At 51.7% G+C, this 25,005-nt stretch carries 24 protein-coding genes and 1 pseudogene; 10 read left to right on the forward strand and 15 right to left on the reverse strand.

What is annotated here, in order from left to right:
• Together NH461_RS25635 and NH461_RS25640 are read left to right on the forward strand one after the other, a co-directional pair.
• The gene (locus NH461_RS25635; RefSeq protein ID WP_261604707.1) at positions 1-1,050 is read left to right on the forward strand and encodes a replication initiation protein; all 1,050 of its coding nucleotides are present in this window, start codon (positions 1-3) and stop codon (positions 1,048-1,050) included.
• A 164-nt stretch (positions 1,051-1,214) separates the two neighbouring features.
• Positions 1,215-1,493, forward strand: coding sequence for a hypothetical protein (locus NH461_RS25640; protein ID WP_261604708.1), 279 nt, complete (start codon positions 1,215-1,217; stop codon positions 1,491-1,493).
• A 658-nt stretch (positions 1,494-2,151) separates the two neighbouring features.
• Here the strand turns inward: NH461_RS25640 and NH461_RS25645 are convergent.
• Positions 2,152-2,511: a single-stranded DNA-binding protein gene (locus tag NH461_RS25645; protein WP_261604709.1), complete on the reverse strand. Its 360-nt coding sequence runs from the start codon at positions 2,509-2,511 to the stop codon at positions 2,152-2,154.
• Positions 2,512-2,703: 192 nt separating this feature from the next.
• On the opposite strand from NH461_RS25645, the gene NH461_RS25650 reads away from it, so the two are divergent.
• Together NH461_RS25650 and NH461_RS25655 are read left to right on the forward strand one after the other, a co-directional pair.
• The gene (locus NH461_RS25650; protein WP_261604710.1) at positions 2,704-3,069 is read left to right on the forward strand and encodes a hypothetical protein; all 366 of its coding nucleotides are present in this window, start codon (positions 2,704-2,706) and stop codon (positions 3,067-3,069) included.
• A 108-nt stretch (positions 3,070-3,177) separates the two neighbouring features.
• Positions 3,178-3,810 (forward strand): recombinase family protein, encoded by a 633-nt coding sequence (locus NH461_RS25655; RefSeq protein ID WP_261604711.1) that lies wholly within the window; start codon positions 3,178-3,180, stop codon positions 3,808-3,810.
• Here NH461_RS25655 and NH461_RS25660 read toward each other — a convergent pair.
• Complete coding sequence (locus NH461_RS25660) at positions 3,769-4,455, reverse strand: hypothetical protein (protein WP_261604712.1); 687 nt, start codon at positions 4,453-4,455, stop codon at positions 3,769-3,771. The genes NH461_RS25655 and NH461_RS25660 overlap by 42 nt on opposite strands.
• 328 nt (positions 4,456-4,783) lie before the next feature.
• Positions 4,784-6,031 carry a hypothetical protein gene (locus NH461_RS25665; protein ID WP_261604713.1) on the reverse strand — a complete coding sequence of 416 codons (1,248 nt, stop codon included), beginning with the start codon at positions 6,029-6,031 and terminating at the stop codon, positions 4,784-4,786.
• 125 nt (positions 6,032-6,156) lie between these two features.
• On the opposite strand from NH461_RS25665, the gene NH461_RS25670 reads away from it, so the two are divergent.
• Entirely contained in the window at positions 6,157-6,627 is a 471-nt protein-coding gene (locus NH461_RS25670; protein ID WP_261604723.1) for a very short patch repair endonuclease, read from the forward strand.
• Between the two features lie 773 nt (positions 6,628-7,400).
• Here NH461_RS25670 and NH461_RS25675 read toward each other — a convergent pair.
• From NH461_RS25675 to NH461_RS25690, 4 genes are all read right to left on the reverse strand, one after another.
• Positions 7,401-7,724 carry a hypothetical protein gene (locus NH461_RS25675; protein ID WP_261604714.1) on the reverse strand — a complete coding sequence of 108 codons (324 nt, stop codon included), beginning with the start codon at positions 7,722-7,724 and terminating at the stop codon, positions 7,401-7,403.
• Between the two features lie 290 nt (positions 7,725-8,014).
• Entirely contained in the window at positions 8,015-9,742 is a 1,728-nt protein-coding gene (gene dcm / locus NH461_RS25680) for a DNA (cytosine-5-)-methyltransferase (protein WP_261604715.1), read from the reverse strand.
• Between the two features lie 144 nt (positions 9,743-9,886).
• Positions 9,887-10,993, reverse strand: a complete 1,107-nt coding sequence (locus tag NH461_RS25685) for a hypothetical protein (RefSeq protein ID WP_261604716.1) — start codon at positions 10,991-10,993, stop codon at positions 9,887-9,889.
• 27 nt (positions 10,994-11,020) lie between these two features.
• The gene (locus NH461_RS25690; RefSeq protein ID WP_261604717.1) at positions 11,021-12,247 is read right to left on the reverse strand and encodes a type II restriction endonuclease; all 1,227 of its coding nucleotides are present in this window, start codon (positions 12,245-12,247) and stop codon (positions 11,021-11,023) included.
• An 833-nt stretch (positions 12,248-13,080) separates the two neighbouring features.
• Between NH461_RS25690 and NH461_RS25695 the strand changes: the two genes are divergently transcribed.
• From NH461_RS25695 to NH461_RS25705, 3 genes are all read left to right on the forward strand, one after another.
• Positions 13,081-13,380: a hypothetical protein gene (locus NH461_RS25695; protein WP_261604718.1), complete on the forward strand. Its 300-nt coding sequence runs from the start codon at positions 13,081-13,083 to the stop codon at positions 13,378-13,380.
• A complete protein-coding gene (locus tag NH461_RS25700; protein WP_261604719.1) occupies positions 13,377-13,709 on the forward strand; it encodes a hypothetical protein in 333 nt (110 codons plus the stop codon). Before NH461_RS25695 ends, NH461_RS25700 begins: the two co-directional genes overlap by 4 nt.
• A gap of 193 nt (positions 13,710-13,902) precedes the next feature.
• On the forward strand, positions 13,903-14,142 hold the full coding sequence (locus NH461_RS25705) for a helix-turn-helix domain-containing protein (protein ID WP_261604720.1): 240 nt from the start codon (positions 13,903-13,905) through the stop codon (positions 14,140-14,142).
• On the opposite strand, the gene NH461_RS25710 is transcribed toward NH461_RS25705, so the two are convergent.
• The 5 genes from NH461_RS25710 to NH461_RS25730 form a co-directional block, all read right to left on the reverse strand.
• Positions 14,126-14,326, reverse strand: a complete 201-nt coding sequence (locus tag NH461_RS25710; RefSeq protein ID WP_261604721.1) for a hypothetical protein — start codon at positions 14,324-14,326, stop codon at positions 14,126-14,128. The two genes, NH461_RS25705 and NH461_RS25710, sit on opposite strands and share 17 nt — an antisense overlap.
• 677 nt (positions 14,327-15,003) lie before the next feature.
• Positions 15,004-16,455 (reverse strand): hypothetical protein, encoded by a 1,452-nt coding sequence (locus NH461_RS25715; RefSeq protein WP_261604722.1) that lies wholly within the window; start codon positions 16,453-16,455, stop codon positions 15,004-15,006.
• Positions 16,455-17,828: an AAA family ATPase gene (locus NH461_RS25720; protein WP_261604694.1), complete on the reverse strand. Its 1,374-nt coding sequence runs from the start codon at positions 17,826-17,828 to the stop codon at positions 16,455-16,457. The genes NH461_RS25715 and NH461_RS25720 overlap by 1 nt, the downstream gene beginning before the upstream one ends.
• Before the next feature lie 5 nt (positions 17,829-17,833).
• Positions 17,834-19,651, reverse strand: coding sequence for a DUF1998 domain-containing protein (drmB, locus tag NH461_RS25725; RefSeq protein WP_261604695.1), 1,818 nt, complete (start codon positions 19,649-19,651; stop codon positions 17,834-17,836).
• Positions 19,651-22,770 carry a DEAD/DEAH box helicase family protein gene (locus NH461_RS25730; protein WP_261604696.1) on the reverse strand — a complete coding sequence of 1,040 codons (3,120 nt, stop codon included), beginning with the start codon at positions 22,768-22,770 and terminating at the stop codon, positions 19,651-19,653. Before NH461_RS25730 ends, drmB begins: the two co-directional genes overlap by 1 nt.
• A 234-nt stretch (positions 22,771-23,004) precedes the next feature.
• On the opposite strand from NH461_RS25730, the pseudogene NH461_RS25865 reads away from it, so the two are divergent.
• Both NH461_RS25865 and NH461_RS25735 read left to right on the forward strand, forming a co-directional pair.
• A pseudogene (locus NH461_RS25865) lies at positions 23,005-23,124 on the forward strand (IS1595 family transposase); the annotation flags it as partial.
• Entirely contained in the window at positions 23,082-23,300 is a 219-nt protein-coding gene (locus NH461_RS25735; protein WP_261604697.1) for a hypothetical protein, read from the forward strand. The pseudogene NH461_RS25865 and the gene NH461_RS25735, both read left to right, overlap by 43 nt.
• Before the next feature lie 163 nt (positions 23,301-23,463).
• On the opposite strand, the gene NH461_RS25740 is transcribed toward NH461_RS25735, so the two are convergent.
• The 3 genes from NH461_RS25740 to NH461_RS25750 are packed head-to-tail and all read right to left on the reverse strand — an operon-like array spanning position 23,464 to position 24,917.
• On the reverse strand, positions 23,464-23,901 hold the full coding sequence (locus tag NH461_RS25740) for a hypothetical protein (RefSeq protein ID WP_261604698.1): 438 nt from the start codon (positions 23,899-23,901) through the stop codon (positions 23,464-23,466).
• Positions 23,902-23,931: 30 nt separating this feature from the next.
• Positions 23,932-24,267: a YggL family protein gene (locus tag NH461_RS25745; protein ID WP_261604699.1), complete on the reverse strand. Its 336-nt coding sequence runs from the start codon at positions 24,265-24,267 to the stop codon at positions 23,932-23,934.
• Positions 24,264-24,917: a recombinase family protein gene (locus NH461_RS25750; protein ID WP_261604700.1), complete on the reverse strand. Its 654-nt coding sequence runs from the start codon at positions 24,915-24,917 to the stop codon at positions 24,264-24,266. The genes NH461_RS25745 and NH461_RS25750 overlap by 4 nt, the downstream gene beginning before the upstream one ends.
• Positions 24,918-25,005 lie beyond the last annotated feature (88 nt).

Raw genomic sequence — 25,005 nt, forward strand, 5'->3', positions numbered from 1 at the left:
ATGACCGACAACAAGGACAAGCGCTTCCAGGTAACGACCGAAAATTCCCGTGAGTTGCCGAACCAGTTTTTCAAAAAGAGCCATGAGCTGATCTTCAGCCAGCTCGGGCTGACGGCCCGGGAGCACGACATGATGGCGCTGTTCCTCTCCCGCCTGCACCGGGAGCACTGGACCGATTTCCTGGAAAAGCGCGATATCCATGCCCCCCAGTACACCTTCCATATCGATGTGTTGAAAGATTGGTTCGGGTTGTCGTCCAAGCAGCTTTACCCGACGCTGCGCCCGGTCGCCGAGCGCCTGGCCGGTCGTAAGGTCGGGCTGGAGAACGAGGAAGCCGAGGAATTCGATTTCATCCCGCTGTTTGCCCGGGTGAAATACTCTCAGGGGTCGCTGACCATTGTTCCGAACAGCGAGTTGATCAATGCCTACGTCGATTATTCCGCCGGCCACGCCCAGATTAACCACCATGCCTTCCGTAGCCTCAAATCAGAGCACTCCAAGCGCCTGTACACGCTCCTGTCGCGTTTTAAGGACAGCGGGACGCAATTGCACCCCCAACGCATAGAGGCGCTTCACGGCCTCTACGGGCTGCTTGACGAGAAGGGAAAGCTGCTCAAGAAAAGCTACGGCCAGAACAAGGTGTTCATCGAGCGCTGTATCAAGAAACCGATCGAGGAAATGTCCCTGTGCGAGGAAGTTCGCCGGGAGCTGGAATTTTTGCTTGATGAGAAAACCGGCAACTTCGGCTTTGCACCGGTGATGAACGGTCGGCGGATTGTGGCGGTTGAGTTCCTGTACCGCTGGCGCAGCAGTGACAACCGGGCCGAGAAAGAAGCGCGGGAGAAACTGGCGCAGGAAACGGTACCTGACAATCCGATGCTGGCCCTGGCGCGCGAAGCCTACCAGATCGTCATGGCCTGGCCGCTCGAGGGGAAGCTCAACGAGAAGCACCTGCTGGCAATTCAGTCGGTGGAAATGGGGATCATCACCCTGCCGGAAGATATGCCGCTGAATGAGGCGTTCAGAACCCGGATGCAGCAGGCTGTTTGATAGTGGTGTAGCATTATCTGAAATCGCCTTTCCGAACTGAGGAAAAGTGTGTGGTATATCGGGGTATGCATTTTGTTCATATTCTTGATGTTTTTGATTGACATTTCTTGAAGGGAACCTTAATTTAATCAATTCAATTTAATTGATTAAATTAAGGTTTCGGTATGTCTAAAAATCTAGAAAAAGCCATGAAACATATAGCGATGGCTCAGAAAGAGCTTGTAAGTACAGTTGCTAGCCAAGGAAAAAAAATTGAGACGCATGATAAGATTCTTCAAAGTCAAGGTGAATCAATCGCAAAGCTTGAAAAACAAGTTTTAGAATTTAGAAATGCTGCTATTCAGGCTGAAGTTAAATCTGGCGAAAGAACCGATGTGGTCGCAAAAAGATACAATCTTTCCCCTTCAAGGATTTCACAGATTGCACCGAGGAATACCCATTAATCTAATGTAAAAAAGGCCGCTCTATACGGCCTTTACTGTTTCAGTGTTATAGCGTTATTGTGGTGATAAAGTATCTGCGTTTTATTTTATAAATTATTGACCTATAATCTGTAGAGCGTTTGTAAAACAGTGATTCGCTGAGTTGGTTGGTCAAAAACAGCCACATTGTGTAGTAGTGGATTTAGTTTGTTTGGCTGAAACTGGAAGGGGTATCAGTAGAGTTTCTACTACCCGTATACTGCGATACTCTATATAAAAAATTATTATCAATGTTTACAATGGCGATGTTATAAAAAGTAATTATTTAATATTCCTGGTATTTAAAGGTAATAGTCAATAATTATATTTGTTTTTTTATCATCATTTTTACACCAATAGTCATAAATTGTTAGGCACACTTTTGAGTGATTATCGCCTAATTTAGATCGCATAAATAGTGTGAAATTTTCGGCAAACTCTGAACTGGCTCCATTTTCAATAATCCCTTTATTTGTGTGGTACCAAGAGCCACCATGCTTTGTCGCTATTTCGATATACTGTCGCAATTTGGTTAAAGGAATCAACTGATTACTAATATTTATTATCACTTGTAAAATATACCATTTAAAATATGAAAGAAAGACCATTGTAAAATGGACTTTCTTATTATATCTACTTGTTATTGTCTAATGTATATAGCCTTGTTATCACTAGTTTTACTATGGTGTTTTGCTATTCCCATCTCTTCTACTTTTTTTCTGAAAGTTCTGCCAAATACTCTGGGTTGCTTAACTTTAGACCAGTGTTCTTCAAATAAAGAATGGAAAATGAATTGAGTTCCTTTTTCTAGGTCCTCGGCCATTTTTAACGCTTTTTTTAAAAGTTGATCCTGGTCAGGAAATTCGACTTCAGATTCTTGAGATATATGCTGATATAGGATGTCCTGGATGTATGTTATTAGCCCTTCTTCCGGTTTATTTGGAGAGTTTAATAATAGAGATAATGTTTCTTCATCCAGAGGTAGTTGGACTGTAATCATTTTTTGTTCCTTTGAGGTCTTATAGATTGAGTATAGATTCCTATAGAAAGTCATAGATGTCAATAGAATTTGCATAGAAATATGTTCTATCATTGGGTCGTACGCTTTGATATTGTGCGCATGGTCGCATAGTTGTTTCTTGGTTTTGTGTCCTCCAGGTCAATCTTGGATATTGAATGACTAGGAGGACTTATGTTCAGAAGATTCATTGTTATTTGGTTTTTGTCATTGATGCTGATGTCGCCTTACGCCTCAGCATGGACTGGCTTGTCTGCTGGTAAGCTACTGGCGATTAGTGAGCAAGGGGATCGGGGATTTGATATTTCGATGCTTTACATTATGGGTTTGGCTGATGGTGTCGAAAGTCAGATGGTCATTTTTAAAGGCAAGGAATGCCGCCAAAGCGAAGATATTAGCAACCAGGAAATTGCCCGGAAGGTCATTACCAGGATGCGAGATCTCGATGCCGTGGATGAGCCAGCAGGGAAAGTGGCTTTGAATGCTTATCTGTCGGAGTTCTGTCAGGAAGCCATGATCACCGCCGATATTGATATGTAACGCATGATTGTTACGTAACTTGCGCAATATAAATAACTTACGTAAGTTATGCGGCTGTATTAAAAGAAGCCGCTGCAGCGGCTTCTTGCTACAACCAGAGGGCATGGGATGGCCAATTACGCTTACCTGCGAGTGTCGACCGACAGCCAGGACGTGCTGAACCAGAAACACGGGATCCTAGAGTATGCCAACAAAACCGGGTTGGCTGACCTGGTATTTGTTGAAGATTCGGTGTCCGGTGCCAAAAAGTGGCGGCAGCGAAAGCTGGGCGCGCTGCTCGAAGGCATGACAGAGGGAGATACCATCGTGTTTTCTGAAGTAACCCGGATGGCCCGTTCGGCGTTGCAGGTGCTGGAGATCCTCGAGCTGTGCATGGAGAAACAACTCCGGGTTTATATTGCCAAGCAGAACATGCAGCTCGATGGTTCGCTGCAATCGAAAATTATCGCCACCATGCTCGGCCTGGCCGGTGAGATCGAACGCGAGTTTATCCGGATGCGCACCAAGGAGGCCTTAGCGGCCAGGAAAGCGGCCGGCTATCAGCTGGGGCGACCGAAAGGGGAGGCCAAAACCCTCAAGCTTGATGCCAGGCGCGAGCAGATCGAGAAATACCTCGGGATGGGGTTGGGGATCCGAGAAACCGCGCGATTGATCGATGCCGCGCCGAGCACCCTGAGTGACTATGTGAAGCGGCGGGGGTTAGGATTTTCGTCCGAAAAAGTAATGGGCGAAAAACTGTGAAAGCAGGAGGTGTCCGTTCCCGCAAATGTATCGCCTGTAGGTACTGCCCGGCCTGGCTCCATCCGTGATTTTTTCAGCCCCGTGACCAGGCACATCCTGCCAGCACTCCCAGCACCATACTTGAGCGTGGTTTGCTGTGTGCAGGTCAGTCAGGGCCGCTTTGGCGTACCTGCTTTTCAGTGGCGCAGGGAATACGCCCGGAAGATCTGGGTCGGCGCTGTCCAGCCAGTGCAGGAAGGCATGGTCGTTGGCGTATTCGCTCTCTTCCGCGCCCATCTCCCTGAGTTTTGCCGCCAGGTGTTGTGGCCGTGTCGTGAAAGTCGCGTAGGTTCCTCGCTGCCGGTAGCTGACGGTTTCGCCGCAGGGAATCTCCCCGCGATAGATGCGCTCTCGTATCACGTTTAGGTTGCGATGCTCCTCTGCAAGTTGGTCTTTTGTGCTGTCTCCCCGGAAAATGTCTTCCGGGCACCGGAGATATTTCCGGCGCAAACTCAGCGGCCAGAAAACAGCGCTCGTCCCCCAGGTAAACCAGATTTCCGATTTGTTGAATGCCCAGTCAAACTGGTCGAGGCGGGCATACATCACCCAGCCGAGCCAAGCTGACGCAATCGCCGAGATGGACAGGTAAACAAACAACAGGGTCATGGCAGGGCTCCTTTCTTTAGCTTGTTGGATTATATGCACTCGATAGCTTTTGGTGAACGGGAAAACGATGTTTTCCGGGCAGGCGGAGACGGTTTTGGGAAAATCAAAAATTGTGCTCCCTCCCCCTCTGTTTGCCAGGCCTGGTATCAGGGAATATTGATGGCGAAAACAAGTCTGGCCTGAGCAAGGTCAGAGTTAAGTCACTAACATGAAGGAGTTACAGCATGTCCAAATCTCAAGGTGCCGGATGGCCAAGCAAAACAGGCGAAAAGTCAGGTGGCGGCAGGGATAATAACCCGCCTAAGCGCTAACCTGTATAAGCCGGCTTTCAGGAGCCGGCTTTGTCCCAAATTTCTCGGCGATAATTCTGCCAGTATCGCGGATAGCTGGCGTAGGCTTTGTCCAGCAACTCAGCTGTGATCTCCTTGTCCTCGAGCAGCTGTTTGTGCAGCCGATCCATTCCGATAAAAAAGAATCCGATGAGTGCTAGGCTTCTGGCGATAATGGGGGTTTGGTCCTTGAAGCCGAACAAGCGGCTAATCATGGCCTCCAGGGTGTCCAGGCTCGGGTATTCATTTCCTTCCCGCCACTTTCGCAATTGCCGTTTTTGCGCTTCATGCTGAGTGACGTACTGCTCGTCAGCTTTTTGAAGGGGGATGTGCGTCGCTAGTTTGTAATCGCTCAGGGCGCTTCCGCCTTTCAGTGCGCAGGGATTCAGGCGTTCTTTCAATGTGTCGAGAAAACGATTGAAAGGGGATGATTGTCCCTGACTCCCCGCCATACCGCAGAAAACCCCTTTCAGGTAAAGATCCGGAACCCGGTTCTGGATGACTTCGTCAAATTCGAGCCATGACCTCAGAATACCAACTTCGAGAGTTGCCATGAGGTGAAAGTAGAAATCCAATCGGTATTGGAGCAAGCTGACTGCGGCATGCCCGGGAATAGTGCTGCCGTCCTTCTTCTGCGCGATGGCAATTCCCTCTTGCAGCGCCTTGATCTCGTCGTCGTCGAGCAGGGTATGTCTGTTTGCTTCGTCGAAATAGAACGCAAGGAACTCCGAGATTTCTTGGTTTTTTTCCCATTGCTCACGGCAGCGAATATTGAGCTGCTTGCTCTGTCGGCACCTTTTCTCGAGGAAGGCGATGCTGAGTGATAGCTCATCGTTTTCTTGATCTTCCCGCGCTTTCAGAGTGTGGATGGTTCCTAGCCACTTCCAGTAATTGTCATTTTCATAAACTGCCTCAGTCATGTCGCACAGTGAATCAAGCTGATTGAATAATTTGGGGTTCAGGCGAAAGAAAAAACGGAAAAATTTCTCGGCTGTCTTTTTTCCTACACCCTGCTGACTGAGGTTGTCCAGCGAGCTGTCGGAAATTCCCGAGGAAACCTGCATGTGCTTTTCGGCGGCTTTGACCATCGTTCTGATGCTCGATGAAGGGGTGAACAACTCGATGAAGCATGCTACCGCGGGCAAGAAGTAGTCTTTGTTGTATACAGCTTTCACTTGGAATTTTTCCACACCTTCCAGATAGCGTTCGCTGTCAAAGTTGTCCGCGTCTTTAGTCGAGGGTCTCATATCTCTGTATTTAACTGCCGATGTTGGAAATGACTATAGTATCGGATGATTGGATCGGTGCGGTATGCCGGTTGTCTATATTGAGAGAGAGCCAACATCCGGGGAGATACGATGCGATGCCGGATATGACCCTGTACCCTTCGAAAGATACCAAGCTCGAGCTGTATCTCAGGAGGCACCTCTTTGCGCGCGGGATGCGATACCGGCTTCACGACCGTCGGCTGAAAGGAACCCCCGATCTCGTGTTTCCGAAACACCAGGCCGTGATTTTTGTCCACGGTTGTTTCTGGCACGCTCATGCCGGATGCTCGGGTTTCAGGCTTCCCAAAAGCAACAGGAAATTCTGGGTTGCCAAGTTCAGGAGGAATCGCGAGCGGGATCGGCGAGCGTGTATTTGGCTGGAAGAGCATGGATGGCGCGTGCTGACTGTCTGGGAATGTGCCCTGAGGAGGCCCGTCTGCTTCACCTTTGATGAATTGTTGGACTTTGTCTTGTGCTGGCTGGCGGGGGGCTGCCATTCCTGCGAGATCAGGGGAGGGGAGCCGCTTCCTTCGCTAGTCATGGATATAGATTTACGTCAGTGTCGCAAGTTGTGAGAGTTACGTAACTTGCGTAAGCTATGGGTGTTACATAACTTGTTCTCTGCCACCGATGATGCTGGATACAATGTGCAGCACCGCCTGTCCCCGGGTAATGTCGCCCTGCAAAGCGCCGCCCGTTTTCGCCCTCTGATGTTTCGCGGCCATCACGCTCAAGCGCCCTCGCGGTCAAACGTCATGCAGGCATCACACCGCCAGGGCAACGTCATGGCCGCAAAACCCGGGCTGAAAATGGCCGGATGCAGGGCCCTGAAAAGCTTTGTTACCAACCCCATCCCCGGGCTCGGGGTATGGCTCAAATTGTAACATAATGAAATTTATGCGAACTTGCTACGCCGCGATCGCCAGGCAAGCTGTCGGCGGCTGGGCAAATTCAGGCATAAAAGCATTATGTTAAATTATCGCGCAGCCCTGGAAAGCGGGCTGTAAGGCTGCCGGCAAGCCGGCGATGTTTATCGGCCCGTGGGCAAGCCACCGGCCGGGCTGTTCGGCGCATCAAAACACAAACGGCGTGTTTTCATGCAGTCACGGTCGCATGCACCGTGCCGTCTGTCATCGCGGGTCGTTCCGGCATGTTGGCCGTGCCGGCCAATCACCTGGCGCAAGCGCCTCGGTGCCACCACGTCCCCCGCCCACCCCGGTGCCCCGCGAAATGGTGGGGGGTAAAGGCCCGTGCCTGGCTCATGCTCGTCGTTGTTGCAAATTCAGCGTTCGCAGTTGTCAGCGCGGGGCGGGTGTGCTGGTCGTGGTGAACAGTTCTTCCTCCGGCCTCAAAGATCAGGTTTGAATGTAAAATTACCGGGGGATTGTTCAGGATATTTAAGCACACTGGAAAAGTTTATCCAGACGTCTTCCGGCGCTTCTCTCCTCCAAATGGTGACATTCTCATTCTCTGAGGGCATGGTCACCCACTTTGTCTCAAATGGTCCTGCTAAGACTTGTTCTCTCTTCCTGTCATTATCATCGGCAAAGTAACAGGCCTCACCAATTTCAAATACATAACGAACAAATGGCGCAATATAATCAGGTAATGCCGGGTCGTTATCTATTATTGCCGCACACGTAACGGGTGTTTTAGCACGTACAATATACACTGTTGCCTTATCTTCATGCTCTGGCGGTATGTCATAATCTTTAGCCTACATATAGGCCGCCCAGATTTTCATTTTTTTTCCTTATTGTTTTATCCGGCTTGGTATTGTTTGTCGGGTTCGGTGTGTCAAATGTGCTCAGCGGTAAACTCTACATAAAGTTAACAAGGTAGAAAAAATTGCTTTTTGTCGATTAAAAACACCGAACGTTTTCACGTTCGGTGTTACATGTACCTTGCAGCAATCTAATTATATAACGTTAGCGCATATCTGTGGTGGTCCGGTCACCTTTGTTATGCTGCCTTTTCTTTATGTGGTTTTGTCGCCTTGCTCTTATTGATATACGGCTTTATCAGCTCAGCTACAGCCCGGAAAACCGGTACCACGACGGAGTTACCGAACTGTTTGTAGGCACTGGCATCGGCACAGACGATACGGAAATCAGTGTCTGCCTCTGTGCGGTCATGTTCCGGTTTTTCAAAGCCCATCAGTCGCGCGCATTCGCGCGGTGTCAGGCGTCGCGGTGTTTTGTGCAGCGAGTCGAACTCCGGTGCATAGCGGCCGTGCTCATTGTCGTACTTTTTTTCGCCTTCTTTTACTGCAGCCTTAAACTGGGCATCGGTCATCTCCGGCTGGCTGCTCTTCTGCCTGTTGGCAAACGCGGTCGCGAACTGCTCCCTTTCCTGGTTTTTACGGATCGCTGGCTCACGCTTTTCCTGCAAGTAGCTGTCTTCCAGGCCGTGCTGGTTGATCAGGATCTCCGAGCCGTCTTTGTGGTAGCGGGCTGAAAGCGTGCGGGTTACAGCTTTGTCGTTTTTTGGGTCAACCAGTCCGAACCCGAATCCGTTGCCCTTGCTCTGGTGTTTAAGGGCGTAATGATACAGGTAGTTCCACAGGTTCGGAGTCAGGGTGTATTTTTCTTTCTCGTCGCTTGTCAGTTCACAAAGGATTTCAGCCAATGTATATCGTTTTTCAGGTTTGGGAATGTCCGTCAGGCTGATCGATTTCAGAGCCGGGTCTTTCTCTGTCAGGTCTTTACGTACGCCGACAAGGCAAACACGCTCACGGTGCTGCGGGGTAAAGTGAGCGCCATCAATAATCACCGGCTCAGGTTTGCGCTTACGCACGATGTTTATCGAATCTTCGATATCGGCTCCGGCATCTGTAATATCTGCCACCCAGTAACCGGCGGCATCAAGCGAGCGGATGATGGTGGCAAATGTATTTCCTTTATCGTGGCTCTTCAGGTTCTTAACGTTTTCAAGCACAAAGAATTTCGGCTGTCGCGCATCCAGGATCTGCTCAACATCGAAGAAAAGGGTTCCCTGAGTGTCGCAGTTAAAACCGTGCTCACGGCCCAAAGAATTTTTCTTGGAGACACCGGCCAGTGAGAACGGCTGACACGGGAAGCCTGCAAGAAGTAAATCGTGCTCGGGAATGTGCTTTCTGATATGTTCTCGCTTCTCTACTCGGTTCATCCGCGGGTTACCACTTTGGGTAACTTTTGTGATGTCCATAAATGAGCTGTTTTCCTCCGGATTTTCATCTTCTCCGGCCAGGAAATAATTCAGTTCGCGCTCATCGACATAATGGTTGGCCAGGTAGGTGCGTCGTGCCTTCTGTTCCCATTCGCTGGTAAAAACACACTTTCCGCCGATGTCCTCGAAACCTTTGCGGAGTCCGCCGATACCGGCAAACAGATCAATGAAAGTGAATTCTGGATTGTCCCAGTGCGATGGCTTTGACGGCAGGAGTTGCTGTCTGATAAAGTCCCGGGCCCTTTTATCAATAACAATCGGCGATTTTTCCGGACTTTTGCTCCAGCGGTTGAGCTCTGTGCGGTCTATCTTCAGCGTTTTCAGTGCCGCACCTTCTTTGAGGTCGGACAGCTTCGCTAACTGGATGGCAAGGTTCTTCTGGTCATACACTTCGATAAGTAGCTTCAGAAGCTGGTTGGTTTCCTGCTGCTCGTTTTGAATTCTCAGCTCTTCTTCTCTGTCGCCAAGTCTGATTTCTTTCATTGTTTTTATCCATGGGATGTTTGTGTGAAATCTTATCACACATTTTTCCCATTTTTATTTTTTATGTGGATTTATACAGTGATTTTATACTGGAAGGGTCAAAAACGAACCGATGTCCGATTTGCTTGATGCTATTAGAGGGATCTATTTGTTGATCCGACAGCTTTCCAGAAGCTCGTCAGTGACCTTTTCCAAAGGGGCTCCGTTCAGCAGGAATTTGATATTCTCGGCGACCACCGCAGGTGGGGTTTGGTAACTACCTAGGATATGGAAATCCGTTGCGGGAATCTCGAGGAAACGGTTCTTGTTTGTTCCAGTGAAGCTAGTTGTCTCGTCACTCTCCCGGACTTTCTGGTTCAGCAGCTCGTCGGCCTTGGCCGTGGTCAGCTCGGTGCCGATGAGCATGACTTTATCGCTGATGTCCCGGCGGTTGAAAAGGTAGCCGGGGTCGGAGTGCTTGTTCCAGTCCGGCTTGACTAGGATCAGGTGCAGGGTGCGGACACTTGCCTGCCCCAAGTCCCTGACTAGCTTCGCCTGGCCTACATTGATACCGAATTTGAGAGGGGCGTTCTCGCCACGCCTGAAGGGGTACTTGTGCTTGAGCTCGATCTCCCAGTACTGCTTCCTGTAAAGGACGATCCTGTCTAGGTCCCATAGCCAGCTGAAGAACGGCTGGACCACGAAGTTTTTCATTACCCTGTTGAGGAGAACCTCGTTCCTGAAATTTTCCCCTGTTGCGAAAGCCCCGTGTAGCCTTCCCCAGAAAACAGCCATCTGCCTTTCCGTGTCCCTGACATTCTGCCGGATGCCGGGGAAAGGAATAGTAACGAGATTCCTTTTTCGTCGCAGGTAATCCTGGAGCTGAAAGGTCGTCTCTGGCTGGCCGGGTTTGTGGCAGTAGAAATCAGACTCTTCCTCATCGAAAGTCACTGTGTAGGTGGTGTTGGGCGCAAGGTGCTGAAGTGTCCTGATATATCCTTCGCTTGCCCCATTTTTGCTCCGGTCCCAGACGAAGAAGCACCGCGCATTGTTATACCCCCTCTGAAGGGCGATCACCGTCGTGACGTCGGGAACCTCGAGGCCTAGTTGCTCGAGGTGCCGTATGTAGGTCATGGCGACCGGCTCTATCTGCAGTCCCTCCAGGGTCTGGTGCTTGTCGTAGCTGAGGAGCTCGAACTGGGTATTTTTGTTGTTTAGATTCAGCTGTCTTAGCGGGGTGCCGTTGCCGACAGGTGTTTGCGTTCCGTGCATTGCTGTATCCCTCTGTATCGGTATCGGTTAGCGCTGTATGGATTGGATTTCGTCAATAAAATCCCTGAATGACATCAGCCATTCGGCCTGTGCCGGCTGGTAGCTTGCCTGGATTGCTTCCGGTACCACGAGCTGCAGCTGCAGTTCTTCCATCTGTTGGGTCTGGGCCTCGCTGATAGCGGGCTCCATTGTTATGAGGTGCTTGCGCGGGATGCGCTTGGCCTCGGCCAGCACCTGCCTCCACCTGTCCTTGCAGGTCGTCTTGGCGCCGAGGATTCGGAGCTTATCCCCGGGGAAGCTGGTATCGGAGTAGCTTTTACTGTCAGGGAACAGGAAATCGGGTTTCTGCCTCCCCTCGGTTTTGGCACCGCGGTCGAACTGGATACCGTTGGCAAGCAGTATGGTTTCGATATGGTTCTCGAAGGCATGCCCGCTCCGTGATTTTCTGCGGTTCTGGACACTGAGCGAGAAGCGCACGAATTCGTCGACATCGTCGCCGTTCTCGCCGAATCCTTCGCGCAGCCTCTGCTGCACGATATGTTTCTCGAGCTGCCTGAATGCCGACTCCTCTGTCTCCATCCACTCTATGAGCGCCGTGTCGGGGGTATCGACCGGGGATATCTCCCTTGTCAGGTCACGTGCGAATTTTGAGAAATCTTTGGTTTTGGGGAAGGTGGCGCCAAACCTGTCTAGGATAAGCTCGAGGTAGTCGGTGCCGTCGGAGCCGATCTCGATACCATAGCGTGCGAACATCAGCCTGACGGGGAGGGCGAACCCGGGCCGTCCGACCTGCACGCCGGTTAGCCCCCTCTTATTGGTCTCGGTATCCCTCACGCCGAAAAGGGTGCGGATCTGCTCCTCGTACTCGCTGCCCGGTGGGCAGAAGATCATCAGCAGTGTCCCTTCGTGCGTGGCCGCTATCATGAAGAAGTCGCCGGGCTCGAACCTGTTGCTGACGTCATTGGACTTATAGTAGAGCCTCCACTCGGGGGAGCGGGTGGGGTCTTGGTAGCGTGTATCGTACCAGGTAACGGTATCCTCGACGATGACCGGCTCGCCTTCCTCCTCGCTGAGGTAGACGAGCGTCGCGGCAATCTTGATTTGGCTGCCGTCATCCGGGGTCCCGAGGTCTTCGCCTATGCCGGCATTAACCAGCCCGCCGATCTCGTGCTGGTTTGATACCGGGCTGGCATCGACGGCTGTAAGGTACTTGAATGCGGCGGATGTGAATACATCGGCGAGCTGCTCGAACATGCTTACCTCTTGTTCTTTGTATGCAATTGTATGAGATTAACTTAGATTAAACCTAAACTCATCAATAAGTTACATTACTTGTTGATTTACTGTATATATTCGTGTTGTTCATAGTGCATGCTGGCCCCGGCAAGGTATTCAATACTCAGAAAATTGATCTTGCTTTGGAGCGTAATGGGTCTATTCCAATAATTTTCGAGGTCAAGGCATCTTCCGGCACACAGTCTGTTTATACTGCCGTTGGCCAATTGTTCATGCATTCAGTAGGGATTCCGTCGGTGGCCAAGGTGATCGTATGCCTAGTGAACTAGAGGAATGTCTCGAGGTGCTGGGGATTTCTGTTTTTCGGTTTGTTCCTCAGGGGAATTCGTTCAGTTTCGTCCTGCCTCAGGGATTCTGCTGGCCGGTATAGCGGGTATCCCGTCCGGGTTTCTTGTCAATGTATAGAAGCAGCACCCTGCGGGCAACCTGCTTTATCTCACACCCCTCGCCTTCGGTCGTGCCTCCCTCTTCTCGGTGGTTCGACCAAGCTTAACTGCGCTGCGCAACGTCTTGGCCCTTCGGGTCACAATCAGGGCTGGGCAGAGCAGGAGCTTTCGTCCCCTGCGGGAAGTGCTGCCAGTTGCCGGGGCCTTCCATGTGCCTGCTCGGCCTCCTTTGTTCGGGGAACCGTTTGCATTGCCTTTCTTTCCGCCTGCTTCTGATCCTGCAGCCACAGAACCTGCACAGCAAAAGTGAAATGCACGCTCCGCGCTTTTGCTGTACAGAACCCTGTGCCTGCGCGGGAAGCCAGGCGAAAACGGCAATGAAAACCCAAACAAAGGAGCTACGCTATGTCACATTCCAGCCTTTCCCGGCAAAGCATCACTAACCCGCATGGTACGAGCAACGTATCCCCGTTGCATCCGTCAGGCTCTACAGCAATGAATCACGGTATGGGGGAGTTCGTTATCGATCACCGCCTCTACCGGCTCTTTGAAAAACTGAAGGAAGCGAACCCGAACGTGCAGGTCATGGTCAACGCCCTGAATATCTCGATGGGGCCGGAAGGCCCCAGCATCCGTACATGCGAGGATCTGGAAATATTCCTCGAGGCTATTGCCGACTTCGAACAACAGGAGGGCCTGTCATGAGCAGTTCTTCGTACCGGCTTGCAATTGCAAGGACAATCCTCGGCCAGCTCGGGGGCAACCGCTTCGTGGCAATGACAGGCGCACGGCAGTTCGTTGCCCTGGAAGCCCCCGGCCTGCAGTTTGACCTGCCCGAAGACGGCGGTTTTGCCTGTGGGGGGATCTGCCGCATAAAGGTGCGGCTCGATCCCTGCGACACCTATACCGTAACGGCATTTGCCAGGAAGGGGAATGGGCCAGTCTATTGCGAGGTGTCGAGCCGGCCTGGTGTGTACTGCGATATGCTGGAAGGCGTCTTCACCGAAATAACGGGGCTCTACACTAGGTTGTAGGCATTTCTGTCTACGTGAAATATTGCGGTAATGTATTACCTTTGTATTACATTACCGCGCAGGTCTCTACGGCTTCAGGCGGCAGCCGTAGCTCTCCCGGGCGACCCGGGTGAAATTTCCTAAATGTGACTTATAGTCCGTGGTTCGCTAGAACATACCCGGCTAACCTATCTGATTTTTCCGGGGGTTAATAATGGCGCTGAGGGAAAATACGGCATTGCTGCTGAGGGAGCTACGGCTGGAAAGGGGGCTGAGCCAGGAGGGGCTGGCCAAGCTGTCGGGAATAGACCGAACCTTTATTTCCGGCGTCGAGCGCAACAGGCGGAACATCACCCTGGATACCCTGGACCGCCTTCTTGCCGCTCTCGGGGTCGACAGCCATCTGTTCCTTTGCCTGCTGGCAGACAGGGAAAAGGCTAAAGGGAGTCTATGAATGTCTTGGCTTCGCTGATGCCGTCCTCGACCGTGAACACGAGGCCACTCTCGAGCTCGTCGCCGCCGTCGGATACCGTGTATTCATAGCCGCCGCGGTACCGGTCGGCGTTGTTCTCTATGAATATTGTGTATCCCTTGTATGCCTCTTCGTGGGTAATTTCCGGGTAGGTGTCTTCGGTCATCGGCTTTTCCTCTTTATTTATATTATCAGGGAGATAGGCAGGATAAGTCCACGGACTATAAGTCACGTTTTGATGGTAATAAATTTAGATATATCGATGGTTTGGCTTTATATGCAATATGTTTAAACTATTATATAAATAAGATTTGCTATTTAAATCAAGAGGAAAAGTATGCCTAACGCAAGGAATGATGAGGCAAGGGGTGTTGCTATTGGGTGCAACTATTCATTGAGGCTGATGAAGAATGCTGGCCTTATCCCAGACGAAATAACCCGGTTGGAAGATGCTATTGACTATATCCAGAGCAACCCGGTTCAGAGCTATAGCATCGATCAGGTCGAGGCGCTTATGAATGCTTCTTTTTACATTGGGGCCGAGAGCGGGATGCTTAGGGTATTTGAACGGATACGCGACCGAACATTTGTCGTCAGCAATCGCTCTAAAAATCCAAGGGTGTTAAGGAATGACATAACAACTACTACACAGTTTTCATTCACCGAAAACTATTCCGGGGTACGTATGAACTGCCGGATTTACATCCCAGACGATTGCTTCGATGGCAATACAACGGACGTTCGGCAGTGCTTCAAGGATTGAGTATGTTAAGCCGAGCGCAAAGTAAAGGGAGGTCACCCTCCCTTTGTTGATTACATACCAGTTGAAATGTATCGCTATTCCTAAGCTATTTTGGTTCTTTGGTTCTTGATCTTGAGTGCTTTCAATACATCGAATAGCTCTTCAAATCTACACTTGAGATCTGCGCTCTCGGCCCAAGCCAAGGGCAAGGTCAGGAATAAGCCGTATTCGTTTTTCTCGAAACGTGAAGAATCAGGTAAGTCCTTCTGAACATTGACCATTTCCTCGGCTAACTTCCCTTTAAACTTATCCATTTTCTTTGGTCCGCTGGCATCGATGATACGGAGGGCAAACCACTGGTTTTCTCGGTATACAAGATCTAGGCTGAACCCAGAAGTCGGCTTGATACCTTTGATCCTGATGACTTCACCCTGCTCGTTTTCCTCTCCGAAAGTGAGCCAGCTATGTTGGCGCAGGTCCATACCATTGCTGTCGGCTCCTACTTCGGCTTGTTGCCCATCGGCAGGTGTAATCTCTTCGTGCTGCTCAGGCGTTTGTTCTTGCTGTGCCTCCGCAGGGTTATGGAAACGGGCATTGAACTGCTGCAGGAGCGGGCGAGCCTCTCCGATCTTTCCACGATCCTCTGCGCTGAGGTAGCTATATCCGCTCCGGGCAAGAATAAACTTCTCTGCCAGCTTGTAGACCTCGGAGCCGGCAGCTCCCCTCATTGCTTCTAGGTTGTGCTGCTCGGGGTTAAGAAACACCAGCGTCATGGCCCTCAGGGTGATATCGCCGTCATCGGAAAACGGTATGTGCACTTCTTCGTTGTTGAGCAGTCTCCTCGCAGTGCTTAGCCAGAGTTTAAACTCATCAGTCTGCTTTACCGCTGGGCTTGATTCCTCCTCAAACGTATCGAGGAGTTCTCTTGTCGGCCAACCCTTGTCAAGGTTATACCGGGCGCACAGACTGAAGAAGCTGGCCGCAAGCTCTCTCTTAGCCGGTTCGGCTTCTGTTGTACCCAACAGGTAGTCGACACTTCCTTCTGTTTGCAGTAGGTGCTTCTCCGTGGTTTCAGCAGGCTGGGTATCGTGAAGCAGTTGGTTGTGTGCAAGGGCGGTAACGGCGTCGCCGAGCGCCATCTTTTCTGAGAAACTGAACTTGTCAACCGAGGCCGGAGGTATGGCTTCGATATCGCTTCTGGATGCGGCTTCTGGGACTTCCATTACCCTGCAGTTGAGCAGCCCCACATCGAAGTTATCGTAGCTTCTTTCCTTGAACAAATTCAGGCTGTCCAGTGTAGTGAAGCCGATACTGATTAGGTCGGACAACGGAGCATAAGGTGCACTCCCCTCTCCCTTGAGCTCCAGGATGACTTCCTGTTCGCTGATCTTGTTGTGGGCCAACAAATTGCTGAGGGTCTCGGTACCGAAGAAGGGCTTGCTGTCGACGGTGTAGCACAGATCAAGAGGCAGGACGTCATAGATAAGTACATACCGTGTGAAGTATTTTTTTGATATCAGAACGTAGGCTGTCGCCTTAGCGGTTAGGTCCATTATTTCTGTTCTCTGTAATCAATCAACCCTGACTCTCTAGTTGGGAAGTATTTGAAAAAACTAGGATTAGAATTCTCCCCGCCATTGCAGAGAAATACAAGCTCGGTTCTTGTCCTCGAGCAGATAACATACAGGTTCATCTTGAATGTGGCCAGGTCGGTATCTTCTACCGAGAAACCCTGTAGTTGAGGGACGAAGACAGTATCGAACTCCAGCCCTTTGCAGCTCTTGCGGTGGAGGACGGTGACGACGCCTTGCCTGTCGAATTCCAGCTTCTCACTGCCTATGGGGCTCTTGCTGCTGTAGGTCTGGATCGTGTAATTTTCCAGTCGCTCGGTTAGTAATTCGAAAAAGTATTCCCTGTCCTCGTCGCTGTCGAGGATAATGCCGACCTCCAGAGCCCTTCTGTGCTGAAGGTAATTGCAGATATACTCAACCTGCTGAACGGTGTCGCGCTTAATGATGAGGGCCGGCTTGTCCCCTTCCCTGTCAGGGAGGTCGGGCATGCCGGTTTCCAGCCCGACATAGAAATGCCTTGCGACCTTGGCGATCTGTTTTGTATTGCGGAAGTTCTTGGTCAGCCGGAACTCCCTGTCAGGCTTGTTGCTGAGCTTCAGTGATTCTCGTATCTGCTCAAGACTAGAATGTCTGTTTTCTTCTAGACGCTGGTTCTCGTCGGCAAGAATGGTGAGGGCTCCGTTATCGAGCTGTCTGGCCGCCAAATGCAGGAACGAGTAGAACCCTGGCTCGAAATCCTGAGCCTCGTCGATTATCAGGTGTCCCCAGTCAATCGCCTCGTCCTCGTCGAGGTCGAAGTACATATCTTGTATTTCCGGCCAGTTGTACTGAAACTTCACTATTTCGGGCGGCTCATATGACGCATTGGCCCACTGTGTGTAGGCCTCCGGTTCTGCGTTGTAGCGCTCCAGCGGCACATACCACATACCACTATTGCGGTTCGTGAAAGGGTTATGCTTTCTCCGTTCAAATCTTCCTCCCAGTTTTTTTAGCTCGTCCTTCTGTTCGTACGGGCAGTTCACATAGGCCCTGTAGCCCTCGATGAGCAAGGTGCTCTCTACCTCGGGGTTGGGAATACGGTGCGCGTGCCACCACCCCGGGAACCATGAGTGCATGGTCTTTGACTGGACCGAGCCGTCGATGGCCTGTGCGACATTTTCTGTATAGCGCCTTAGCACACGGTTGAACATTATTACGGTCACGTCCTGTTTTTTCTTTGCCAGCAGGTGTGCCCGCAGGAAGGCGATGACCGTTTTTCCCGTTCCCGGCGGGCCGGAAACCAAGATGCTGCCGTCCATCGGTGCATCTTCGAAGATATCCTGCTGCTCCTCGCTGATCTGGCGTGCATTGGGCATTCTCATTATTCATAGCCCTCTTGTGCACGGGCCAATATACCGCTGAAGAAACCTTGGTAGTTTTCGTCTCCTATCAGGATTTTTCTGTCCAGTAGCAGGTTGTTGTGTTCGCAGCTGGTTTCGGATATCAACGTGCAGGAGTGGCAGGCAGCCTTGTTCAGTCCCATCACGCCCTGGGCCTCCATCTCGCTGCATACCGGATCGTTGGAGCACCAGTTCGCGGTTTCCAGTGCTGCCAGTATTGCCGGGAACAGGCGGTTGGCTTCGCCCTGTAGTACCAGCCCTCCGAGGCTGCCTTCTGAGTCCCCGTCGGCGGTATAGATCAGTATCCCTGCTTGGCTTTCGCCGGCGTATATCCTTTCGCGCAGCGAGCCGCTGGAGTAGCCACTTTCGAAGCTGAGCTGCCTGATAAGCAGGTGCGAAAGGGTATGCAGAATTAGAAACTTGATATCTGGTTCTGGAAGATAGGTCGATGAGGTGTTTGCATGTCGGCTCCTGAAATCATTCAGCCTATCTTTTATTTCCCCGTGGATAGTACTTTCCCAGTTATTCAGCCTAGCCTCGCTGAACTCTAGGAATATACCCTCGCCGTAGACCTCTGTGGCCGGCAGCCAAGACTGCGCCTGCTGGCTGCTCTGGGGCTGAACCACGTTGTCGTTTGGTGAAATCCGTTCGAAGCCGCAGAACGTACTGACCCCACGCAACTTGTCCAGCAGGACCACCCTGTTCAGGACCTTGTCGAAGCCGAAGGTTTCTGCATCTTCCCAACTGGCCACTCTCGCCTTGAAGGTACCTGTCTGCTTCTGCTCTATGTCGTCCGATGTCAATATATCCCACTCTGCGAGGCGGAGATCACCGTCCTTGGGGATTTTGAAGGTACGCTGTTCCTTCTCTTGCTTGGTGACGGCAGCGATAACTTCTGTTTCCGTCAGACCTAACTCTTCTGCTATGTCCTTGGCAACACTCCGTATTCTTTTCTCCCGGCCTCGTTCCACTGCAAGTATTAGGAACTCGAAGTCGTCCGATTCCTTGATCCGATTGTAGGTACCGCTGCCGCTGCTCACCTGTTCGTGTGGTATATCGAGTGCCGAGCGGATGATGGGGTAGTAGAGGTTGCTCGCACCGCGCTGTAACACCCTCATGGTTTGGTCACATTTCCTATCACTAAGATCCTTGTAGATCTCCCAAGGCTGTTTGTCACAGCAGGCATAGTTTTTTAGGGCTTCCTTGCTCAGGAGTTCCTTGAACGAATTATGCGCACCGCAGCCGGGGTTGCCGCATTCCACGTACAGGGCCTCAAGGCCGCTGCCTTTCTTCGGATCAGACTTGAAATATAATTCGGGATGTTCGCATGTTGTTCTCTGGTCTTTTCCCTTACTTTTGTGGGCCCAGCGAATCCAGGGAACGTCCTGCAGGTGACCGTGCTCGCAGGCTGCAACAAAACGCATTGGCACCAATACCTTGTCGTTGCACTTGGGGTTCTTGCATACGGGAACGCCGTCTTGATTGCGTTTGCCGCTTTTTACTGTCCACATCTCCATACGTCTACAGCGCGGGCAGAACATCCACATGGGGAAGCGCACAGTCATCAGGGAATTTCCTGGAGTGACCCTGTCATACCTGTTTTTTACTACCGGCGGCTTTTTTAGAGCCCAGACTCCGGCTTCTTTTGCTAGGCGGTCAAGTTTTATTTCTTCTAGTTGCTTAGGCCAGAGCTGCGGGTCGGCGAGGACGAGTGACTCGTCGCCTATCTCGATAATAGAACCTGGTCCGAAAGGGCTGATGAGCTGCGAGCTCCGGTATGCTTTGTTTGATTCGGACATTACACTTCCCCTCGGATATACAGGTTTGTCTCGGTATCTACGTTACGCATGGAGTTCAGGGTCTTCCATGCTTCGTTGTGGCTGTTGCTTTCGAATGGCTGGATCAGGGGAGGGAACTGCGGCCCGGCATTGATAGACTCGTACTGGGTTACGCTGCCCTGCCGGCGGTGGGCTCGCTCCTCCCATGTATCGATAAGGCTCTGCAGGTATTGCAGCGCCCCTTCCTGCTCGTTCTGCGGCATACCTGCCATTGCAGCGTTTATCCTGCTGACGAGGATCCCGTAAATTGTCTGGAACTGTGGGTTGTAGGCACTGAAGTGCTTAGCACTTTCGTTTATCCTCAGGTACCCCGTTACACGGACGGCAGCAATCAGTGCCGCATGCAAAGCCCGTTCAAGGGCCGGCAGTGCCCACGGGGTTACGCTGGTTGGCTCGACATGGCGGTACAGCGCTTGGTGGTAGCTCTTGAACGTTTCGTAGTGGGACCTGTCCCTCGGTTTTGTCGGCGAGTATTGTGTAATGACGATTCCCGGCGGACGTTTCTTGGAACGGCCCACGCGGCTGGATGCCTGGATATATTCGGCGGTTGCCTTGGGTTGGCCGGCGATGATCATCATACCCAAGCGGCCGATGTCGACCCCGACAGATATCATGTTCGTGCATGGCAGTACGTCTATGGCTGCGGGTGCCGCCAGGCCGAGATCCTTGAGTACCTCTGGGATCTTCGACCCTTTGATCCCGGCACTGAGTTCTTCGACCCACTGTATATTGCGGGGCTCGCTGGCAATGACCTTGATACGCTCGGGAATATCGTCCCTTGCGAGGGTCATGGTCTTGCCGAGCTCCCTCCGGCTGTTGTGGTAGACCGGCAGCGTCCAGTAGCTGTCGAGAGTATCACTTTTGAAAGCTAGCTCGAAGGGGGCCTGGAGTGCCGCGGCGCATGACTGGACCAGCGAGGTCTGGCCGGTATGGCCGGAGGGCATGATGCCGACGTACAGGCGGCCGGGCTTGCTTTTTTCTTCTTTAGAGAAGAAAGAGTCGGCCTCGTCGGTGCCCGCAGGGGGGAATACGTTCACGTTGCGCCCGAACAGGCGTGTTGACTGCTGCTGCGCAGCACGGATAGTCGCCGTTGCCGCTATCACTTTGGGCTTGGCGCCCAGCACCTCCATTATGGTGTCGAAGCCGGCCTCGTAAATGCCCGCGATGGTTCCCAGCGGCCCTGAAATGAGGTGCATCTCATCTTGGATGATCAGCGATGGCGGCAGGACCTTACCGTCGCCGAAGAATGATGCAGCTTCTGCTTTCCATGTCATCCGGGCGAACTTGTCGATGGTTCCAATCAGTAAGGTTGGCGGGGCGGCATAGAGTGCTTGGTCAACAACCTGTATTGGGAGCTGATGGTGGAAATCACACTTTTGACTAGGGCAGAAAAACTCGAATCTGCTGTCCGAGTTGCAACGGATTCCATAGGCAGTATTATCTTCGTCGTATTCCCTAGGAAGGATTCTTGTCCCGCACCAAGGGCAGCTCTGGAGTTGGAAGCTGCTCTCCGGCTTCTGGTCCTGGCGTGCAACGGTGAATTTCTCATGGGCGGACTTGAAGTCATTGGGGGTACTAGCCTGTCCAGCCCATAGCCCCAGCGTAAACGACTCTTCTCCTAGCTTCGCATCACCTTTTCTCAAGATCTCGAGAGCACATATAAGGCTGCCCGCACGCTGGAACTGCTGGGAGGTCAGCAGGCGCAGCGTATATCTTTTGATAACGGCAGTACCACCGCCTTTCCTGCCTTTGGTCAGGCGGCGGTAAATCATCTCCCAGGCAGCAACGGCCAAGTATGCCTCTGTCTTGCCACCACCGGTCGGGAACCATAGCAGGTCGACATCGTCATGGGATGACGACAGCTGGTTGGTCTCCGGGTCAGGTATCATCGACTCGAGTACCAGAAGCTGGTAAGCCAGCTGGAAGGGACGCCATTGGTAGTTTTTTACGATATCTTTAGAAAAGTAGTCTGGCGTTGTATAGCCCCAGTCCCTGTCTTTCAGTTCGCCGGCGAGTTCGTCACCGGTATGGATCATCTGCATCAGCATGGCTTTGTTGGCCAGCCGGAATGCATTCATCGCGGCTTTGTTTCTGCGCAGTAGCCCAATCCCTTTGCGCATACGCCCGGCCGCCTTTCTCAGGCGCCCGATGGTTCGCTCTTGGGCTGCATGGTATCGATGGGCAAGTGGCTCGGCTTCTAGCTCGTCAATCCATCGGCTGTAGGTCGTGATGAGCTGGTCGTAGCCAGCGAGCAGTTCTTCCTGGCTGGCACTGCCCGGGTCGGCAATCCTGGTGATGCTCAGGATCTCCGTGTCCAGCTCGGGATATTTGGCGGCGTCGATATCTGTGCTGAAGTCTTTCACTTCGTGTGTCGGCATCGACTCGGTTCGTATAGTTGTAGGAACTGCATTTTGGTCAAGATCCCAGTCCACTGCGACGCCGTGCCCTACAGCCCATGGCACCCGCTTGCGGTAGGCAAGATCGAGATCCTTCTGTTCGTCGTCCAGCTTGAATCGGTCGCTGCTTGGGTATTCTTTTATACATCCCGCTATTACGGTCACGCTCAGGGCACACTGGTAAAGGCATTTGGCCGGATCCAGCCTGTCACCCGAGTCTTCCTTGTTGGAGAGCGCGATTGTGACGACCTTCCCTCCGGCATACGGCCTAACTGATATATCCAGCCGGGCCTTCCCGCCGAAGATTTCTTTTTTGCTGGATTCCGATACTCGGATTTCTTCGGGGTGCTTGAGCGGTGCCCTTTGCCATTCTGCGGCCTGGCCTTTCTTCTGGTATTGACCGGCGCTGACCTGTAGTGCTAGCACGGTATCGGCTTTGACGGCGAATGACATTGCCATGGAGGAGGGCTTGAAATCATTGCTGAGCGCTTCGGTTGTGGAGTCCTCACCTTGGCTTTCGTCTGTCTCGTCGACGCAGGCTGCTGGCGGGAAGAGTGTTCCCATCAAGTAGCGTTTATGTGGGGCATCTTTCAGCTCTTCTTTGTCCCCACCTATGGGACCGATAAGCTGGTTTCTCATGTAGGTGACAAGTTCTTGCCTTGCCTCCTTAAATCCCTCTGTCATGCTATTGGGTTCCTGGGTGTCCGTTCTATAATCAGTGGTTATTAGTAATATGTCTGCCATGAGACTGCTACAGGCCTGTCGGAGCAAAGTGACCTTGGTCAATAAGGAAGGGGAGGCGGTAATGAAATATGCCGACTAAGTCACTTGTTTATGGGCTATTTTCCTCTTGATTACCCCTAATAATCAGCCCCCTGAAGTATACTTGGTGTTAAGTTATTTTAGGAGGTCATTATCTTGGCTAAAAATCAAGTTCAATTTCAAAAAGGCATTTCTATTCATCAGTTTATAAAAACCTACGGGACTGAGAAGCAATGCCAATATATGGTTACGTTCAAATTGACGATGCCTACTGGGGCGGTGTGAAGCGTGGTGTCCGTGGTCGTGGTACGAAAGGGAGCGTCCTTCGCCTTCATCTGTTGCCGGTGATGATGAAGACGAAGATTTTTATTTCTCTTGGCAGCTCTCTGATTGCCATGTTCAAGTTTTTTTCCGCGATGGTCGTGTTGTTCGCCATAACGGCGAAGATATAGCTAGGAGCATTGTTGGAGCGCACAATGATGTGGAGTGGTCATTTCCGGCGATAACTGCCTTTCATGATGAGATGATGCAGCTTTAAAGCTGCAACGAGCGCAGAGCTGGGATAAATCCGATTACCTGCGCTTCTTACGTTTTATGTTCGTCGTGAACTCGATATCAGCGACCTTTGCGCCTGGTATCAAGGATCTTGCTTGTTGCCGGCGACCCTTGTTCTGAATAGGTATTTTCCAGACGTTTCAGTCCGATACGCCTGTCAGCGCAGCGCAGGATGTCGGCCAGCCCCCACCTGTCTTCAAATCGTTTTGTCATCAGCTCAGATTGCGGGGTATCGATATAGTCACGGATCAGGTTCGAGATATCTGATGCATCATTTGTATACGGATATTTGCCGCCGTACTCGGGTTGTGCCTCTGCAGGAAAATCTTTCGGGTAATCCCAGATGATCGTTTTGCCTTGGGCAATCCAGTACCTTGGGCAATCTGTTCCTCCGTGTGCGCTGTCCATGCGGTAAACACTGCAATGAATCCGCAGTCCGGCAGCTGGATCCCATAGTGCCTCGATCGATTTCTTAAGTTTGCTCCATGGTTTATTCATATGGCTTCTTATGCTGTCTGAAATCAGTGGTTAAAAGTTGTAGTTCGCATCTTCCAGCTCACCTGCGATGACGGATGTCACTCTGGGATCTCGGCGCAGCCAATCAATGATGGCTGTGCGATCTTCTTCTGTAGCGCTTTGGTATCGTTTGTACCCGGTGACATAGGCGCATTCAGCCCAGCCGCCGATGCAGAGGCTTCTCTTTTCGATAATTTCTATGAAGTCGTCAAAGAAGGCATCGTCGCCGGATTCTTCTGCCGAATAGGTGAATGATAAATCAAACCCTTTGACTGCGAATTCGCCCAAATAGAGTTTTTTCCTCAGGCGTCTGCTTTTGCTGTCTGTTTTATCGTTTTTGATGGTCATTGTTCGTTGGGTTCTTCAGTATTGTTTAATGTTTTAGCCAGAATCCGGCACACCTGCGATCGGCTGTAGCCGGTCGCTTCGGCCACTTCGCTCAGGCTCAGACCTTTCTCATTACGGTAGTAATGCACCTTGCGGTGGCGCTCGGGATCGGCCTGCCGGCCGCGGTATTTGCCTTCTTCTTTGGCGCGCTCAATCCCCTGGGCCTGGCGGTCGCGCCGGGTGATGTAGTCCTTGCGGGCCATGGCGGCCATCAGATCGATCAGCATGTTGTTGATGGCATCGAGCACTGCTTTGATGATCGGATCGTTGTTGGTCATACGCGCGCTGTCGATGGCTTGCCAGGAGGTCGGCACGTCCAGGCTGACAATCCGCAACCCCTTCTGCTCGATGCTCTGTTTCAGGCTCTTCCAATTGCTTTCGTTAAGGCGGGTTAGGCGGTCGATGTTCTCGACCAGCAGGATGTCGTTGTCCTGGGTGTCGGTCAGCAGTCGTTGCAGCTCCGGGCGCTCAAGCTGGGCGCCGCTGACGTTCTCAATGTAGTAGCTGGCGATCCGCTGGTTGTGGTCGGCGGCAAAGCGGTTGAGGGTGTCTTTGGCCCGCTCGGCATTCTGCTCGTCGGTGGAGGCCCGCAGGTAAGCCCGGATGAACATCGGCGCGTCCTTTTGTCAAAAATGTCCTGAATATCGCATATAGGTGGTCGCAAACTATGCTATCGCATTTGAGTGGTCGCGTGAAGGG

Source organism: Photobacterium sp. TY1-4, assembly GCF_025398175.1.
Taxonomy (GTDB): domain Bacteria; phylum Pseudomonadota; class Gammaproteobacteria; order Enterobacterales; family Vibrionaceae; genus Photobacterium.

Excerpts from the sequence above, each read along its gene's own strand:
- NH461_RS25700 (WP_261604719.1), top strand. The coding sequence starts at position 13,377 with ATGAGCAGTTCTTCGTACCGGCTTGCAATTGCAAGGACAATCCTCGGC.
- drmB (WP_261604695.1), bottom strand. The coding sequence starts at position 19,651 with ATGTCCGAATCAAACAAAGCATACCGGAGCTCGCAGCTCATCAGCCCT.
- NH461_RS25730 (WP_261604696.1), bottom strand. The coding sequence starts at position 22,770 with ATGACAGAGGGATTTAAGGAGGCAAGGCAAGAACTTGTCACCTACATG.
- NH461_RS25720 (WP_261604694.1), bottom strand. The coding sequence starts at position 17,828 with ATGCCCAATGCACGCCAGATCAGCGAGGAGCAGCAGGATATCTTCGAA.
- NH461_RS25715 (WP_261604722.1), bottom strand. The coding sequence starts at position 16,455 with ATGGACCTAACCGCTAAGGCGACAGCCTACGTTCTGATATCAAAAAAA.
- NH461_RS25645 (WP_261604709.1), bottom strand. The coding sequence starts at position 2,511 with ATGATTACAGTCCAACTACCTCTGGATGAAGAAACATTATCTCTATTA.
- dcm (WP_261604715.1), bottom strand. The coding sequence starts at position 9,742 with ATGAAAGAAATCAGACTTGGCGACAGAGAAGAAGAGCTGAGAATTCAA.
- NH461_RS25695 (WP_261604718.1), top strand. The coding sequence starts at position 13,081 with ATGTCACATTCCAGCCTTTCCCGGCAAAGCATCACTAACCCGCATGGT.
- NH461_RS25635 (WP_261604707.1), top strand. The coding sequence starts at position 1 with ATGACCGACAACAAGGACAAGCGCTTCCAGGTAACGACCGAAAATTCC.
- NH461_RS25650 (WP_261604710.1), top strand. The coding sequence starts at position 2,704 with ATGTTCAGAAGATTCATTGTTATTTGGTTTTTGTCATTGATGCTGATG.
- NH461_RS25745 (WP_261604699.1), bottom strand. The coding sequence starts at position 24,267 with ATGACCATCAAAAACGATAAAACAGACAGCAAAAGCAGACGCCTGAGG.
- NH461_RS25750 (WP_261604700.1), bottom strand. The coding sequence starts at position 24,917 with ATGTTCATCCGGGCTTACCTGCGGGCCTCCACCGACGAGCAGAATGCC.
- NH461_RS25690 (WP_261604717.1), bottom strand. The coding sequence starts at position 12,247 with ATGTTCGAGCAGCTCGCCGATGTATTCACATCCGCCGCATTCAAGTAC.
- NH461_RS25740 (WP_261604698.1), bottom strand. The coding sequence starts at position 23,901 with ATGAATAAACCATGGAGCAAACTTAAGAAATCGATCGAGGCACTATGG.
- NH461_RS25660 (WP_261604712.1), bottom strand. The coding sequence starts at position 4,455 with ATGACCCTGTTGTTTGTTTACCTGTCCATCTCGGCGATTGCGTCAGCT.
- NH461_RS25705 (WP_261604720.1), top strand. The coding sequence starts at position 13,903 with ATGGCGCTGAGGGAAAATACGGCATTGCTGCTGAGGGAGCTACGGCTG.
- NH461_RS25655 (WP_261604711.1), top strand. The coding sequence starts at position 3,178 with ATGGCCAATTACGCTTACCTGCGAGTGTCGACCGACAGCCAGGACGTG.
- NH461_RS25640 (WP_261604708.1), top strand. The coding sequence starts at position 1,215 with ATGTCTAAAAATCTAGAAAAAGCCATGAAACATATAGCGATGGCTCAG.
- NH461_RS25665 (WP_261604713.1), bottom strand. The coding sequence starts at position 6,031 with ATGAGACCCTCGACTAAAGACGCGGACAACTTTGACAGCGAACGCTAT.
- NH461_RS25685 (WP_261604716.1), bottom strand. The coding sequence starts at position 10,993 with ATGCACGGAACGCAAACACCTGTCGGCAACGGCACCCCGCTAAGACAG.
- NH461_RS25710 (WP_261604721.1), bottom strand. The coding sequence starts at position 14,326 with ATGACCGAAGACACCTACCCGGAAATTACCCACGAAGAGGCATACAAG.
- NH461_RS25735 (WP_261604697.1), top strand. The coding sequence starts at position 23,082 with ATGCCAATATATGGTTACGTTCAAATTGACGATGCCTACTGGGGCGGT.
- NH461_RS25670 (WP_261604723.1), top strand. The coding sequence starts at position 6,157 with ATGACCCTGTACCCTTCGAAAGATACCAAGCTCGAGCTGTATCTCAGG.